Below are 14607 nucleotides of genomic sequence, written 5' to 3' on the forward strand. Positions count from 1 at the left end.
AGCCATTCGGGTGCGCATGGCGCCATGCGCCCAGGAGCCAGAGATGAGCGAATCGGCCGAACGCGATGCCCGCCACAAGGCGCGCATGCAGCGCAAGAAGGCGCTGGTCGACGACAAGATCGCCCAGGCTCAGGACGAATACGGCCTGCTGCTGGTGCATTCCGGCAACGGCAAGGGCAAGAGCAGCTCGGCCTTCGGTATGGTCGCCCGCGCCCTCGGCCACGGCATGCGCGTCGGCGTGGTGCAGTTCATCAAGGGCGCTGCCAGCACCGGCGAAGAGGCCTTCTTCCGCCGCTTCCCAGAAGAAGTGCAATGGTTCGTCATGGGCGAGGGCTTCACCTGGGAGACCCAGGACCGCCAGCGCGATATCGCGATGGCCGGCGAGGCCTGGCAGGTGGCACGCCGCCTGCTGGCCGACGACAGCATCGGCCTGGTGGTATTGGACGAGCTTAACATCGCCCTCAAGCACGGTTACCTGCAGCTGGACGAGGTGCTCGCTGATATCGAGGCGCGCCCGCTGCTGCAGCACGTGGTGGTGACCGGCCGCGGCGCCCAGCCGGGGCTGATCGAGGCCGCCGATACGGTGACCGAGATGACGCTGGTCAAACACGCCTTCAAGGCAGGCGTGAAGGCGCAGAAGGGAGTGGAGTTTTGAGCGTGCGCCACTGTCCGGCTCTGCTGATCGCCGCGCCGGCTTCCGGCCAGGGCAAAACCACCGTCACCGCCGCCCTGGCACGCCTGCACAGCCGTGCCGGCAAGCGCGTGCGGGTGTTCAAGTGCGGACCGGACTTCCTCGACCCGATGATTCTCGCCCGCGCCAGCGGCGCGCCGGTGTACCAACTGGACCTGTGGATGGCCGGCGAGGAGGAATGCCAGCGCCTGCTCTGGCAAGCCGCCGGGGAGGCCGACCTGATCCTGATTGAGGGCGTCATGGGCCTGTTCGACGGCGCGCCCTCGGCCGCCGACCTGGCGCGGCGCTTCGGTGTGCCGGTGCTCGGAGTGATCGAGGCCGGCGCCATGGCCCAGACCTTCGGCGCCCTGGCCTATGGTCTGGCCCATTTCCAGCCTGACCTGCCGTTGGCCGGGGTGCTGGCCAACCGCACTGGCAGCGAGCGCCATAACGGCATCCTGCGTGACAGCCTGCCACCGGCCATTCGCTGGTTTGGCGGCCTGCCGCGCTCGGCCGCACTGGAGCTGCCGCGCCGTCATTTGGGACTGATCCAGGCCGAGGAACTGGCCGATCTCGATACCCGCCTGGACGCCGCCGCCGATGCCCTGCTGGCCAGTGCCGGCGAGCTGCTGCCCGATGCGGTGAGCTTTGCCGTGCCTGCCGAGCAGACCATCGAGCCGCTGCTGCGTGGTGTGCGCATCGGCGTGGCCCGCGACACCAGCTTCGCCTTCCTCTACCAGGCCAATCTCGATCTGCTGCGCGCGCTGGGCGCCGAGCTGGTGTTCTTTTCGCCGCTGGCCGATCAGGCCCTGCCGGACGTGCACAGCCTGTACCTGCCCGGTGGCTATCCCGAGCTGCATCTGCAGACCCTGGCCGGCAACCGCGCCATGCTGCAGGCGATCCGTGAGCATCATGGCGCTGACAAGCCGGTCCTCGCCGAGTGCGGCGGCATGCTCTATCTGCTCGAGGTGCTGACCGACAAACAGGGCGAAAGCGCCGAGCTGCTCGGCCTGCTGCCGGGTAGCGCACGCATGCAGCCGCGCCTGGCGGCCCTGGCCCTGCAACAGGTGGAGCTGCCCGAAGGCGCTCTGCGCGGGCATACTTACCACCATTCCGTGCTGGACTGCGCCCAGGCGCCGCTGGCTCGTGGCGTCTGCCCGAATGGCAAGCCGGTGGCCGAAGCGGTGTTTCGCGATGGCCGGCTGACCGCCTCCTATATCCACTTCTATCTGCCGTCCAACCCCAGGGCGGCGGCCGAGCTATTGCTGCCATGAGCGACCACGCCTTCAGCCCCGACGAGCGCGCCGCGGTCTACCGCGCCATTGCCGAGCGCCGCGACATGCGCCACTTCGCCGGCGGCGAGGTAGCGCCGGCGCTGCTCGCGCGCCTGCTGCAGGCGGCGCACCAGGCGCCCAGCGTCGGCCTGATGCAGCCCTGGCGCTTTATCCGCATCACCCGCCCGGAGCTGCGCGAGGGCATCCATGGCCTGATCGAGGCCGAGCGGGTGCGTACCGCCGAGGCGCTGGGCGAGCGCAGCGATGAATTCATGCGGCTGAAGGTCGAGGGTGTGCGCGACTGCGCCGAGCTGCTGGTGGCGGCTCTGATGGAAGGGCGCGAGGCCCATGTGTTCGGCCGTCGCACCCTGCCGCAGATGGATCTGGCCTCGCTCAGCTGCGCCATCCAGAACCTCTGGCTGGCCGCTCGCGCCGAGGGCCTGGGGCTGGGCTGGGTATCGCTGTTCGATCCGCTTGAACTGGCCCGGCTGCTGGACATGCCCGATGGCAGCCAGCCGGTGGCGGTGCTTTGCCTGGGCCCGGTCGAGGAGTTCTACGAGCAGCCGATGCTGGTGCAGGAAGGCTGGGCTAGCGAACGCGCGCTGGACGAGCTGGTCTTCGCCGACCGTTGGGGCCAGCGGCCTTGAGCATCGCCCTCACAGCCCTGGCCGGCGTCGGCCTGGATGCCTGGCTCGGCGAGCCCCGGCGCTGGCACCCGCTGGTGGGCTTCGGCAACCTGGCGGCGCGCATCGAGCAGCGCCTGAATGCCGGTGGCCGTGGCTGGCGCAGCCACGGGGTGACCGGCTGGTGCCTGGCGGTGCTGCCGCCGGTGGCGCTGGTGTGGCTGCTGAGCCTGTCCAGCCTGGGCTGGCTGGTCGATATCCTCGCCTTGTATTTCGCCATCGGCCTGAAGAGCCTCGGTCAGCACGCGCTGCCGGTGGCCCAGGCGCTGCGCCTGGGGGATCTGCCACAAGCACGCCAGCGTGTCGGCTACCTGGTCAGCCGGCGCACCGCGGAGCTGGACGCCACCGGTGTGGCCCGCGCCGGCACCGAGTCGGTGCTGGAGAATGGCTCCGACGCGGTGTTCGCTGCGCTGTTCTGGTTCTGCCTGCTCGGCGCGCCGGGCGTGCTGTTGTATCGCCTGAGCAACACCCTGGACGCCATGTGGGGCTACCGCAACGAGCGTTTCGAGCGCTTCGGCTGGGCCGCCGCACGTATCGACGATGTGCTCAATTACCTGCCCGCACGGCTGGTGGCGCTGACCTACGCGCTGCTCGGCCGCACGCGCCTGGCGCTGCGCTGCTGGCGCCGGCAGGCGCCGCAGTGGGACAGCCCGAATGCCGGCCCAGTGATGGCCGCCGGGGCTGGCGCCCTGGGCGTCAGCCTGGGTGGCGCGGCGGTCTATCACGGCGTCGAGGAGCAGCGCCCGCAGCTGGGTGAGGGTGCTCCGGCGCGGGCGCGTGACATCGAGCGGGCGCTCAATCTGGTGTACGGCGGGGTAGCCCTGTGGCTGCTTCTGCTGCTGGCAGGAGGCCTCTACCTTGCTTGATCACGGCGGCCGGCTGCGCGAAGCGGCGCAGCGCTACAACATTCCCCTGGCCGACTGGCTCGACCTGTCCACCGGCATCGCACCCTATGGCTGGGCGATACCGGAGGTGCCGGCCGCCGCCTGGCAGCGCTTGCCCGAGCTTGACGATGGCCTGGAGGCCATCGCCTGCGATTTCTACGGAGCGTCGATGTTGCTGCCGGTGGCTGGCTCGCAGGCGGCGATCCAGGCCTTGCCGCGCCTGCGCCGCATGGGACGGCGGGTGGGCATCGTCTCGCCGGCCTATGCCGAGCATGCCGAGGCCTGGCGCCGCGAAGGGCATCAGGTGATTGAGCTGAGCGAGGGGGCGGTCGAGCGCAGCCTGGATCGCCTGGACGTGCTGCTGGTGGTCAATCCGAACAACCCGACCGGCCGCCTGATCGAGCGCGAGCGCCTGCTCGACTGGCACGCGCGGCTGCAGGCGCGCGGTGGCTGGCTGCTGGTGGACGAGGCCTTCATGGATTGCTCGCCGCAGCACAGCCTGGCGGCCGACAGCGATCTGCCGGGGCTTATCGTGCTGCGCTCGTTCGGCAAGTTCTTCGGCATGGCCGGCATTCGTCTGGGCTTCGTCCTGGCCGAGGCCGCGACGCTCGAACGCCTGGCGCAGCTGCTCGGCCCCTGGGCGGTGAGCGGCCCGGCGCGGGCGGTGGCCGCGGCGCTGCTCGGCGATGTGGAAGGCCAGCGCCAGCAGCGCGAGCGTCTGAACATCGATGGTCTACGCCTGGCCGTACTGCTCAGCGAACATGGCCTGGCTCCGGTCGGTGGCACGGCGCTGTTCCAGTTGGTCGGCCATTACCAGGCGGTTGGCCTGCATGGCTACTTCGCTCGTCGCGGCATCCTCCTGCGCCTGTTCGCCGAGACCCGCTGCCTGCGCTTCGGCCTGCCCGGCGACGAGGCCGGCTGGCAGCGCCTGGAACAGGCGCTGAAGGAGATGCCGCAATGAGCGCCACAGCTGCCACATTGATGATCCAGGGCACCACCTCGGACGCCGGCAAGAGCACCCTGGTGACTGCCCTGTGCCGTTGGCTGCAGCGCCAGGGCGTGAGCGTGGCGCCGTTCAAACCGCAGAATATGGCGCTGAACAGTGCCGTTACTGCCGATGGCGGCGAGATCGGTCGCGCCCAGGCGGTGCAGGCCCAGGCTGCGGGCCTCGCGCCGCACACCGATATGAACCCGGTGCTGCTCAAGCCCAATTCCGACACCGGCGCCCAGGTGATCATCCAGGGTCGCGCCATCGGCAACATGAACGCCGTGGCCTATCACGACTACAAGCGCGTTGCCCGCGAGGCGGTGCTCGAATCCCACGCGCGCTTGGCGGCGCAGTACCCGGTGGTGATGGTCGAGGGTGCCGGCTCGCCGGCCGAGATCAATCTGCGCGCCGGCGACATCGCCAACATGGGCTTCGCCGAGGCGGTGGACTGCCCGGTGCTGCTGATCGCCGATATTGACAAGGGCGGCGTGTTCGCCCACCTGGTTGGCACCCTGGAGCTGCTGTCGCCGAGCGAGCAGGCGCGGGTCAAGGGCTTCGTGATCAACCGTTTCCGCGGCGATATCGCGCTGCTGCAACCGGGGCTGGACTGGCTGGAGCAGCGCACCGGCAAGCCGGTGCTCGGCGTGCTGCCGTACCTGATGGACTTCCACCTGGAGGCCGAGGACGCGGTGCAGGTGCTGCAGCCGGGCAAGGAACAGAAGGTGCTGCGCGTCGCCGTACCGGTGCTGCCGCGCATCAGCAACCACACCGACTTCGATCCGTTGCGCCTGCATCCGCAAGTGGATTTGCAGTTCATCGGCCTCGGTCAGGCGATTCCGCCGGCCGACCTGATCATCCTGCCCGGCTCCAAAAGCGTACGGGCCGACCTGGCGCGCCTGCGCGAGCATGGCAGGGATGCCGCTATCGCCCGCCACCTGCGCTACGGCGGCAAGGTGCTCGGCATCTGTGGCGGCCTGCAGATGCTCGGCACTCGCATCGACGATCCTCATGGCCTGGAAGGCCCGGCCGGCAGCAGCGCGGGCCTCGGCCTGCTCGACTACGTCACGGTGCTGGAGCCGGAGAAGCAGCTGCGTAATGTGCGCGGGCGCCTGAGCCTGGGTGAGCTGGAGGTCAGCGGCTACGAGATCCATGCCGGGGTCAGTAGTGGCCCCGCCCTGGCCAGTCACGCCGTGCGCCTGGACGATGGGCGCAGCGATGGCGCCATCAGCGCCGACGGCCAGGTCATGGCCACCTACCTGCACGGCCTGTTCGAGCAGCCGGCCGCCTGCGCCGCGTTGCTCGCCTGGGCCGGCCTGCGCGAGGCGCGCGAGGTGGATTACCATGCGCGCCGCGAACGCGATATCGAGCGCCTGGCCGACCTGGTCGAGGCACATCTGGACACCCGCCTGCTCCGCGAGCTGTGCGGCCTGTAAGGGGCAAACCATGCTCGAACTGATCCTCGGTGGCGCCCGCTCCGGCAAGAGCCGCCTGGCCGAGAAGCTGGCTGCGGATAGCGGCCTGCCGGTCACTTATATCGCCACCGGCCAGGCCTGGGATGGCGAGATGGCCAAGCGCATCGCCCATCACCGCGCCACACGCCCGGCCGAGTGGGGCCTGGTCGAGGAGCCTGTCGAACTGGCCCGCGCCCTGCGCGACAATGCTGCCGCCGGCCGCTGCCTGCTGGTCGACTGCCTGACCCTGTGGCTGACCAATCTGCTGATGCTGGAAGACGAGACGCGCCTGGCCATGCAGCGCGATGCCTTCCTGGAAAGCCTGGCCGAGCTGCCCGGGCGCATCATCCTGGTCAGCAACGAGACCGGGCTGGGCGTGGTGCCGCTGGGCGAGCTGACCCGTCGCTACGTCGACGAAGCCGGCTGGCTGCACCAGGCCGTGGCCGAACGGGCCGAGCGCGTGCAGTTCTGTGTCGCCGGCCTGCCCATGCTGCTCAAAGGAGCGCCGCTATGACTTCTTCCCTCTGGTGGCAGCAAGCCTGCCGCCAGCCCGATGCCGCTGCCGAGGCCGCCGCCCTGGCGCGCCAGGCGCAGCTGACCAAGCCGACTGGCGCCCTCGGTGTACTGGAGAGCCTGGCCGTGCGCCTGGCCGCGCTGCAGGGGTGTGAGAAACCCGCCATCCACAATCCGCAGCTGGTGCTGTTCGCCGGTGACCACGGCGTGGTCGCCGAGGGAGTGTCGGCCTATCCGCAGGCGGTGACCGCGCAGATGCTCGGCAACTTCGTCGCCGGCGGCGCCGCCGTCAGCGTGCTGGCCCGCGAGCAGGGCATGCCGCTGCGCCTGGTCGACCTGGGCACCATCAATCTCGATCTGGAGCTGCCCGGCGTGCGCCACCTGCGTCTGGGCGCCGGCACCGCCAACTTCGCCGTTGATCCGGCGATGACAGCCGAGCAGTGCGCCGCCGCGCTGCAGGCTGGTCGCGAGGCGGTGCAGCAGGCGCTGGGCGAGGGCTGCGATCTGCTGCTGGCCGGCGAGATGGGCATCGGCAATACCAGCGCCGCCACGGCCCTGGCCTGCGCCTTGAGTGATCTGCAGCCGGGTCAGCTGACCGGCCCCGGCACCGGCCTGGATGGCGCTGGCGTCAGCCACAAGCAGGCGGTAATCGAGCGGGCTCTGGCCCTGCACGGTGCGCAACTGGGCGAACCCCTCGAGGCTCTGCGCCGGGTCGGCGGCTTCGAGCTGGCGGCCCTGGCCGGTGCCTACCTGGCCTGTGCTCAGGCCGGTATTCCGGCCGTGGTCGATGGCTTTATCTGCACGGCCGCGGCCCTGTGCGCCGTACGTCTGAACCCCGGCGTGCGGCCCTGGCTGCTGTTCGCCCATGCCGGTGCCGAGCCGGGCCACGCCGCGCTGCTTGCCGAACTCGGCGGCAGCCCGTTGCTCGACCTCGGCCTGCGCCTGGGCGAGGGCAGCGGTGCGGCCCTGGCGCTGCCCCTGATCAAACTTGCCTGCGCGCTGCATGGCGGCATGGCTACCTTTTCTGAAGCTCTGGTTGAGGACAAACAATGACCCTTTCCCTGGATATGTTGCGCCACGGCGTGACCGACGCCGGCCCCGGCTTTCGCGGCAGCAGCGACGATGCGCTGACCGAGCAGGGGCGACAGCAGATGCAGCTGGCCCTGGCCGGCAAGGGCGGCTGGGACCTGGTGGTCAGCTCGCCGCTGCAGCGTTGCGAGTCGTTCGCTCGTCAATTTGCGGAAGGCCTGGGCGTGCCCCTGCGTATCGAGGCCGATCTGCGTGAGCTGCACTTCGGTGCCTGGGAAGGCCGCAACTCGGCCGAGGTACTGCTGGAAGCCCCGGAGGCGCTCGGCAAGTTCTGGAACGATCCCTACCGTTTCACCCCGCCGGAAGCCGAACCGGTGCGCGACTTCGCCGCGCGCGTGCTGGGCGCCGTCGAGCGCCTGCAGGCCGAGCTGGACGGCAAGCGTGTGCTGCTGGTGACCCACGGTGGCGTGATGCGCCTGCTGCTGGCGCGCGCACGCAACCTGCCGGAGAGCCAGCTGCTGCAGGTGGAGGTGGGCTATGGCGCGCTGCATGGCCTGCAGGTTGAAGCCGATCTGCAGCTGACCGAAGTCTGATGCTGCCGCAGCCGCTGCTGATCGCCCTGCAGTTCCTCACCCGCCTGCCTGTTCGGCTGGCGGGCATGCCGGAGCCTGCGCAGATCGGTCGCTCGCTGCTATGGTATCCGCTGGTGGGGCTGCTACTTGGTGGCCTGCTGCTGGCGTTGCATGGGCTGCTCGGCAGTACGCCGGCGCTGCTCCAGGCGGCCATTCTGCTGACGGTCTGGGTCGGGCTTTCCGGAGGCCTGCATCTGGACGGTTTGGCCGATACGGCCGATGCCTGGGTTGGTGGCTACGGTGATCGCGAGCGCACCCTGGCGATCATGAAGGACCCGCGCAGCGGCCCCATCGCCGTGGTGGTGTTGCTGCTGGTACTGCTGCTCAAGTTCACTGCCCTGGTGGTGTTGCTGGAGCACGGCGCCTGGGTCGGCCTGCTGCTGGCGCCCTGGCTGGGGCGCATGCTGCTGCCGTTACTGTTCCTGACGACCGACTATGTGCGCGCCGGCGGCCTCGGCCAGGCGCTGAGCGAGCACCTGCCGCGCGAGCGCTTGCCGCTGCTGCTGGCGCTTCACGCTGGCGCCATGCTGCTGCTCGGCTGGAGCGCTCTGCTGGCTCTGGCCACTGCGGCCATGATGTTCTGGCTGCTGCGCCGGGCCTTCGTAACGCGTCTGGGCGGCACTACCGGCGATACCGCCGGCGCCCTGCTGGAGCTGGCCGAATGCGTGGTCCTAGTGGCCCTGGCTCTGTTCATCTAGTCCATCTGTTCCGCTGTCTTATCGCGCAACTGTAATTGCCTGTTCGGTAGATGCGGGTATATACCTGTATTCATGTTGCCGACCCAATGCCTGTGTACCAAGTTGCGCCGCGCCAGCCGCGGTGTCACCCGCATCTACGACGAAGCCCTGGCCGATGTCGGGCTCAATGCCGCGCAGTTTTCCCTGCTGCGCAATCTGCAACGCCTGGAGAGTCCGAGCATTTCCATGCTGGCCGAGGCCATGGGCCTGGACCGCAGTACGCTCGGGCGCAACCTGCGGGTGGTGGAGGGCATGGGCCTGGTCCAGCTGGGCGGCGGTGTCGACCAGCGCAGCCGTGAGGTGGTGCTCAGTGCCGCCGGCCGGCAGGTGCTGGAGCAGGGCGCACCGCTGTGGGAGCGGGCGCAGCAGGAAGTGGCACTGCGCCTGGGCGCGGACAAGCGGGCGGCGCTGATGCTGCTGCTCGACGATCTGGAAACCATCGACTGACGGGCCGCTGCCCGTGGAGACAACGACATGAACAATCCGTGGCGCACGGCGGCCTGGCTACTGGTAGGTGCCTCGCTGATCCTCGCCCTGTCCCTCGGCATCCGGCATGGCTTCGGCCTGTTCCTCGGACCGATGAGCAGCGAGTACGGCTGGGGCCGCGAGGTGTTCGCCTTCGCCATCGCCCTGCAGAACCTGATCTGGGGCCTGGCCCAGCCGATCACCGGTGCCATCGCCGACCGTTTCGGCGCGCGGCGGGTGATCATTGCCGGCGGCTTGCTGTATGCCGCCGGCCTGGGCCTGATGGCGGTGTCCGACTCGGCGCTGTCGCTGTCGCTCAGCGCCGGCCTGCTGATCGGTATCGGCCTGTCCGGTACCTCGTTCTCGGTGATGCTCGGCGTGGTCGGCCGCGCGCTGCCGCCGGAGAAGCGCAGCATCGGCATGGGTATCGCCGCTGCCGCCGGTTCCTTCGGCCAGTTCGCCATGCTGCCGGGCAGCCTGGGCCTGATCGGCTGGCTCGGCTGGTCCTCGGCGCTGCTCGCGCTGGCCATGCTGGTGGCACTGATCGCGCCGCTGGCGCTGATGGTGCGTGACACGCCGCTGCCAGCCCCGGCGGGTGGCGAGCAGAGCCTGGGTGAGGCGCTGCGCGAGGCCTGCTCGCATTCCGGTTTCTGGCTACTGGCGCTGGGCTTCTTCGTCTGTGGTTTCCAGGTGGTGTTCATCGGCGTGCACCTGCCGTCGTACCTGGTCGATCAGCACCTGCCGGCTTCGGTCGGTACCACGGTGCTGGCGCTGGTGGGGCTGTTCAACGTGTTCGGCACCTATGTCGCCGGCTGGCTGGGTGGGCGGATGTCCAAGCCCAGGCTGCTCACCGGGCTGTATCTGGCGCGCACGCTGGTGATCGTCGCTTTCGTCTACCTGCCGCTTTCCGAGTGGAGCGCCTATGCCTTCGGCATGGCGATGGGCTTCCTCTGGCTATCGACCGTGCCGTTGACCAATGGCACCGTGGCCACTCTGTTCGGCGTGCGCAACCTGTCCATGCTCGGTGGCATCGTGTTCCTGTTCCACCAGCTGGGCTCCTTCCTCGGCGGTTGGCTGGGCGGCTACCTGTACGACCATACCGGCAGCTATGAGGTGGTCTGGCAGCTGTCGATCCTCTTCGGTCTGCTGGCGGCGGCGCTCAACTGGCCGGTGCGTGAGCAGCCGGTGGCGCGCCTGCGCGGTGCGGGGGCTGCATGAGTCGCGCGGCCGGCCTGGGCCTGGCGGCGCTGCTGGTCGCCGGCCTGCTGGTACTGGCCTGGTGGGGCTGGGCGCGCGGCGGCCTGGCCCTGATGCAGCTGAACATGAGCCTGTGCTGAAGATTGCCGCGACGGCGACGGGCGAGTAGCGTGAGCGACATGACTGAATTGGAGCCTGTCACCATGTTGCCGCGCATCGCCTCGCTGTCCCTGCTTTGCCTGCTGTCCACGCCGCTGTGGGCGGCCGATTGCCCGCCACTGCTCAAGGATCAGGGCGAGCTGCAGCAACTGCGCTCCAAGGAGCGTATCGACCTGTGCCAGCGTTTCTCCGGCAAGCCGCTGCTGGTGGTCAATACCGCCAGCCACTGCGGTTTCACCCCACAGTTCAAGGGGCTGGAGGCGCTCTACCAGCGCTACAAGGGGCAGGGCCTGGAGGTGCTCGGCGTGCCGTCGGATGACTTCCGTCAGGAAGCCGACAACTCCGAGGGCACCGCCAAGGTGTGCTTCATCGACTACGGCGTGACCTTCGCCATGAGCGAGCCACAGTCGGTCAGCGGCAGCGATGCGGCGCCGCTGTTCCGTGAGCTGGCCGAGCAGAGCAGCGCGCCGCGCTGGAACTTCTACAAGTACGTGGTGGGCCGCGACGGCAAGGTGATCGCCAGCTTCTCCAGCCTGACCAAGCCGGACGACGAGGACCTGATCGAGGCCATCGACAAGGCCATCGCCCAGCAGTGAATCGACGGGCATGAAAAAGCCGGGCAAGTGCCCGGCTTTTTCGTTGCTGCCTACGGCGCTTAGAAGCGGTAGGTGGCTTGCAGGCCCAGGCCGTGGGCGCTGTTGCGGTACTCGGCGCTGTAGCCGGGGGCGATATTGGCGCTGATCGGGCCTGCCGACAGAGTGCGGTCCGGCTGGTTGACCGAAGCCTTGCTCTCGCGCAGATAGGAGTAGGCCACGTCGATGGTCATGTCCTTGCTCGGCGACCAGCCGGCACCCAGGGAGAACACCTTGCGGTTGCCGACCGGGATACGCACGGTGCGGTGGGCGTTCTCGGCCGGCGACGGGTCGAAGGCCAGGCCGGTACGCAGCACGACTTCCGGAGTCAGCTGGTAGGAGGTGCCGATGGCGTAGGACCAGGTGTCGTGCCACTTCAGTTCTTCGCTGACGGTGCCCAGCGGCGCCGGCAGAGTGCCGATGCCCGGGATGGTCAGGTTTGGCGAGTTCTCGTTCTCGACCACGATGGCATCCAGGCGGCTCCAGCGAGTCCAGGTGGAGCCGGCGTAGACGGTCCACTTGTCGTCGAGCTTGTAGGTGACCGAGGTGTCGACGGTTTCCGGAGTGGTGAAGTCCAGGGTGGCATCGTATTCACCGTTCAGGGCGCCGAGTACCGGGCCGTTGAAGCTGCTGACCTTGGTGCGGCCTTCCAGGGTGTAATCGACCTTGGAGTGGTAGGTCAGACCCCAGGTCAGGCTGTCGGTCACGTCGACCAGTACGCCGAGGTTGAAGCCTACGGCAGTGTCGTCGCCCTTGATGTTGACCTTGGCGTCGCCGGAGCCGCCCACCGCAGCCAGAGCGCCGTCATTCAGGTTGCTGGTCAGCTTGCCCTTGATCTTGTTGATGGTCGGGCCGAAGCCGACGGACACGCGGTCATTGATCTTGTAGCTCAGGGTCGGCTGCAGGGTGACCACTTCTACCTTGCTGTACAGGCCCTTGTAGCGGCCGCCGAAGCTCTTCTCGTAGTCGCTGATCAGCGCGTACGGCACGTACAGGCCAATACCCCAGCTGAATTTCTCGTCGATCGGGCTGGCGTAATAGCCGAACGGGACCGGAGTCATCGGCACCATGTCGCCTTCGGAGCTTTTGCGATTGGCATTATCGATATCGACGTTCGCCTTGATCAGGCCGAAGCCGCCGAGCACTTCCGCGCGCTCCAGTTTGCTCAGGCCAGCCGGGTTGCCGTAGAGGATGGAGGCATCGTTGACGGCGGATGCGCGGCCGGCGAAGGAGGTGCCCATGCCGCTGACGCTTTGTTCGTTAATGGCAATTCCGTTGCCCAGGCTGTAAGTGGAAACCGCACTGACGGCGAGTGCGAGAGAGGTCTTCAACCAGATTTTTTTCATTAGTAAGCTCACGGAATGCAAAAAACGAGGGCGGCAAGCTACGCGTTTTGCCGCGCCTTGCCAACCGCTCTGCGACGGGAATTACGTGATGATTTGTGAAAATGATTTTGCCGATGGAGCTGACTTATAGGTCAGTAAAAAACACCATTGGTTCAGGCGGCGTGATGCTGTGGGGCGACGAACTGCTGCCAGGCCAGAACGAAGTCGCGTAGCTGTCCCTGCGGCTGGAACACCTTGAGCCAGATGCGAGCCAGGCCGGGCAGGTCGTTTTCGGCGGGCAGTGTCGCCTGCTCGGCTTCGACCAGCAGCCAGGCGATGGCTGTGGCGTAGCGCAGGTTGACGGTCAGTTCCAGGTGCGGAGCAGCGAGGAAGGCATGCTGGCTAGCCAGGCCGCGGACCAGGCTGGCGAGGTCCGGGTCGCGGGCCAGATGCTGGTCCCAGAGCTGCTCGTGGCGCTGCTCGCTGATGCGGTAGAGGCCGTGGCCGCGCTGATCGTCCAGTGCGCTGCCGAGGGCGGATTGGCTAGCGGCGGCGCCCAGCAGCAGGGCTTCGGCGGTAGGGGAATGGCGCCCTATATAAAGCAGAGTAGGGCGGATCACGTGTTGGCAGAGATCGCTGGCGGCAATTCCCATAAGGCCCTCGTGAAAGGTGCCGGCGGGGTCAGGTGCCTGGCAGCTGTTCTTGGTTCTAATAAAGACCCCGCCGGGAGCGGGGTTAGCCGCTCGATTTGAAGTGTAGTGCTACAAATCGAGCGTAAAGGGTTGTTTTTAAATTGTTTCAGCCTTTCTTGGCGGGCTGATATGACTGTCTGCGATTAAAAAGTGATCAGTTACTCGTCCAGGTAGCCAGCGCGATGCTGGCTACCTGGTTCGACCGCTTAGAGGTGCTCGATCTTCAGGCTGGTGAACTCTGCGCTGCCGGCCTCGGTGTTGTTGCCGACGTTGTCCTGCACGTAGCTGCCCGCCTTGAAGTACATGGTCTGCGCGGCCCAACTGGTATCGAGTTTGGCGCTCCACTTCACCTGTGCAGCGCTCGGCAGCTTGGCGTACACCGCCAGGGTGCCGCCCGGGGTCAGGCGGATGATGTAGCTGAAGCTCTGGCCCAGCGGCACGTTGCGCAGCACGATGGCTTTGCTGGTGTCGATGCCCGGCTTCAGGCGGTAGATCGCGGTCACGCTGCCGGTCTTGGCCGAGGCGCTGTACTCGTACTGCAGCTTGATGGGCGGATCGTCGCCCTCCACGTTGTGGATCTGGCCGATCACGACCTTGCCGGTGGACGGTACCTGGGTGACTTTCAGGGTCGCACGCAGGTAGTTGTCCGCCTCCTTGTACTTCCAGTTACGCAGCTTGCCGTCGGCATAGGTCTCGCGCAGTTCGCTGCGCGGGTACTTGGCGCTCTTGGTGGTGGTGCCGTCGACCGGCGCCCAGAAGAACAGGGTTCCGTTGATGTTCTTGAAGTAGTCGTCCTGGTAGCCAGAAGCGAGCAGCGGGGTGGTGATGGTGGTAGCCGGCTCGCCGACGGGGATGGTCAGGTTCCAGGTGTTGAGGTCGATCATGGTGCGTAACTGCTCCGGAAGAAAATCAAAAAAATCATTCGAAGCGCAGGTCGATCCCGACTTGAAAACTGCCTAGCCGCCCTGCCAGTTACATGCACACGAAATGAAGCTCTTGCATGCCTGGCCGGTGGATTGGCCGGGCACGGAGCGCTTTATACGGAGCAGTCCGGGCTTTGATAATTACCGTTCGTCGTTATATTGGCGCCTGTTAATTGGCGATAAATTGACGCCGAATTCAATTCGTCTATCGCATTGATCCGCCAAGGTATTTTCCAGCAGCGCAACGGCGCGATCCGGCGCCTGCGGCTGCGCTTGGGCGACGAACGGAAACCCCCGTGCTAGAGGGCTTTGTGCGGTGGTTATCAGTACGCAGAACGGCGCTGCGGGGCGGG

17 protein-coding genes are annotated in these 14607 nt (G+C 67.5%); 14 read left to right on the forward strand and 3 right to left on the reverse strand.

Features of this window, described 5'->3' with window-relative positions:
* Window positions 1–43: 43 nt before the first annotated feature.
* From cobO to IP89_RS21090, 14 genes are all read left to right on the forward strand, one after another.
* On the forward strand, window positions 44–655 hold the full coding sequence (gene cobO / locus IP89_RS21030) for a cob(I)yrinic acid a,c-diamide adenosyltransferase (protein WP_043311730.1): 612 nt from the start codon (window positions 44–46) through the stop codon (window positions 653–655).
* Window positions 652–1944 carry a cobyrinate a,c-diamide synthase gene (locus IP89_RS21035; protein ID WP_043311732.1) on the forward strand — a complete coding sequence of 431 codons (1293 nt, stop codon included), beginning with the start codon at window positions 652–654 and terminating at the stop codon, window positions 1942–1944. The genes cobO and IP89_RS21035 overlap by 4 nt, the downstream gene beginning before the upstream one ends.
* On the forward strand, window positions 1941–2591 hold the full coding sequence (bluB, locus tag IP89_RS21040; RefSeq protein ID WP_043311735.1) for a 5,6-dimethylbenzimidazole synthase: 651 nt from the start codon (window positions 1941–1943) through the stop codon (window positions 2589–2591). Before IP89_RS21035 ends, bluB begins: the two co-directional genes overlap by 4 nt.
* Entirely contained in the window at window positions 2588–3493 is a 906-nt protein-coding gene (gene cbiB / locus IP89_RS21045; protein ID WP_043311737.1) for an adenosylcobinamide-phosphate synthase CbiB, read from the forward strand. Before bluB ends, cbiB begins: the two co-directional genes overlap by 4 nt.
* A complete protein-coding gene (cobD, locus tag IP89_RS21050) occupies window positions 3486–4472 on the forward strand; it encodes a threonine-phosphate decarboxylase CobD (RefSeq protein ID WP_043311740.1) in 987 nt (328 codons plus the stop codon). Before cbiB ends, cobD begins: the two co-directional genes overlap by 8 nt.
* Window positions 4469–5932 (forward strand): cobyric acid synthase, encoded by a 1464-nt coding sequence (locus IP89_RS21055; RefSeq protein ID WP_043311741.1) that lies wholly within the window; start codon window positions 4469–4471, stop codon window positions 5930–5932. Before cobD ends, IP89_RS21055 begins: the two co-directional genes overlap by 4 nt.
* A gap of 10 nt (window positions 5933–5942) precedes the next feature.
* Complete coding sequence (gene cobU, locus IP89_RS21060; RefSeq protein WP_043311745.1) at window positions 5943–6464, forward strand: bifunctional adenosylcobinamide kinase/adenosylcobinamide-phosphate guanylyltransferase; 522 nt, start codon at window positions 5943–5945, stop codon at window positions 6462–6464.
* Window positions 6461–7516 (forward strand): nicotinate-nucleotide--dimethylbenzimidazole phosphoribosyltransferase, encoded by a 1056-nt coding sequence (gene cobT / locus IP89_RS21065; RefSeq protein ID WP_043311747.1) that lies wholly within the window; start codon window positions 6461–6463, stop codon window positions 7514–7516. Before cobU ends, cobT begins: the two co-directional genes overlap by 4 nt.
* Window positions 7513–8085 carry an alpha-ribazole phosphatase family protein gene (gene cobC / locus IP89_RS21070; protein ID WP_043311749.1) on the forward strand — a complete coding sequence of 191 codons (573 nt, stop codon included), beginning with the start codon at window positions 7513–7515 and terminating at the stop codon, window positions 8083–8085. Before cobT ends, cobC begins: the two co-directional genes overlap by 4 nt.
* On the forward strand, window positions 8085–8822 hold the full coding sequence (locus IP89_RS21075; RefSeq protein WP_043311751.1) for an adenosylcobinamide-GDP ribazoletransferase: 738 nt from the start codon (window positions 8085–8087) through the stop codon (window positions 8820–8822). Before cobC ends, IP89_RS21075 begins: the two co-directional genes overlap by 1 nt.
* Before the next feature lie 72 nt (window positions 8823–8894).
* Window positions 8895–9308, forward strand: a complete 414-nt coding sequence (locus IP89_RS21080; RefSeq protein ID WP_043311753.1) for a MarR family winged helix-turn-helix transcriptional regulator — start codon at window positions 8895–8897, stop codon at window positions 9306–9308.
* 27 nt (window positions 9309–9335) lie between these two features.
* Window positions 9336–10544, forward strand: a complete 1209-nt coding sequence (locus IP89_RS21085; protein WP_043311755.1) for an MFS transporter — start codon at window positions 9336–9338, stop codon at window positions 10542–10544.
* Window positions 10541–10663: a hypothetical protein gene (locus IP89_RS23790; RefSeq protein ID WP_256203176.1), complete on the forward strand. Its 123-nt coding sequence runs from the start codon at window positions 10541–10543 to the stop codon at window positions 10661–10663. Before IP89_RS21085 ends, IP89_RS23790 begins: the two co-directional genes overlap by 4 nt.
* 63 nt (window positions 10664–10726) lie before the next feature.
* Window positions 10727–11278: a glutathione peroxidase gene (locus tag IP89_RS21090; RefSeq protein ID WP_043311758.1), complete on the forward strand. Its 552-nt coding sequence runs from the start codon at window positions 10727–10729 to the stop codon at window positions 11276–11278.
* Between the two features lie 59 nt (window positions 11279–11337).
* On the opposite strand, the gene IP89_RS21095 is transcribed toward IP89_RS21090, so the two are convergent.
* The 3 genes from IP89_RS21095 to IP89_RS21105 all read right to left on the reverse strand — a co-directional run bounded on the left by IP89_RS21095 (window position 11338) and on the right by IP89_RS21105 (window position 14215).
* Complete coding sequence (locus tag IP89_RS21095) at window positions 11338–12660, reverse strand: outer membrane protein transport protein (RefSeq protein ID WP_043311761.1); 1323 nt, start codon at window positions 12658–12660, stop codon at window positions 11338–11340.
* A 152-nt stretch (window positions 12661–12812) separates the two neighbouring features.
* Complete coding sequence (locus tag IP89_RS21100) at window positions 12813–13292, reverse strand: hypothetical protein (RefSeq protein WP_043311763.1); 480 nt, start codon at window positions 13290–13292, stop codon at window positions 12813–12815.
* A 245-nt stretch (window positions 13293–13537) separates the two neighbouring features.
* Window positions 13538–14215 carry a polysaccharide lyase family 7 protein gene (locus tag IP89_RS21105; RefSeq protein WP_043311765.1) on the reverse strand — a complete coding sequence of 226 codons (678 nt, stop codon included), beginning with the start codon at window positions 14213–14215 and terminating at the stop codon, window positions 13538–13540.
* Between the last annotated feature and the right edge of the window lie 392 nt (window positions 14216–14607).

Origin of the sequence: Pseudomonas sp. ML96 (assembly GCF_000761545.1) — a bacterium.
Taxonomy (GTDB): Bacteria; Pseudomonadota; Gammaproteobacteria; order Pseudomonadales; family Pseudomonadaceae; genus Aquipseudomonas.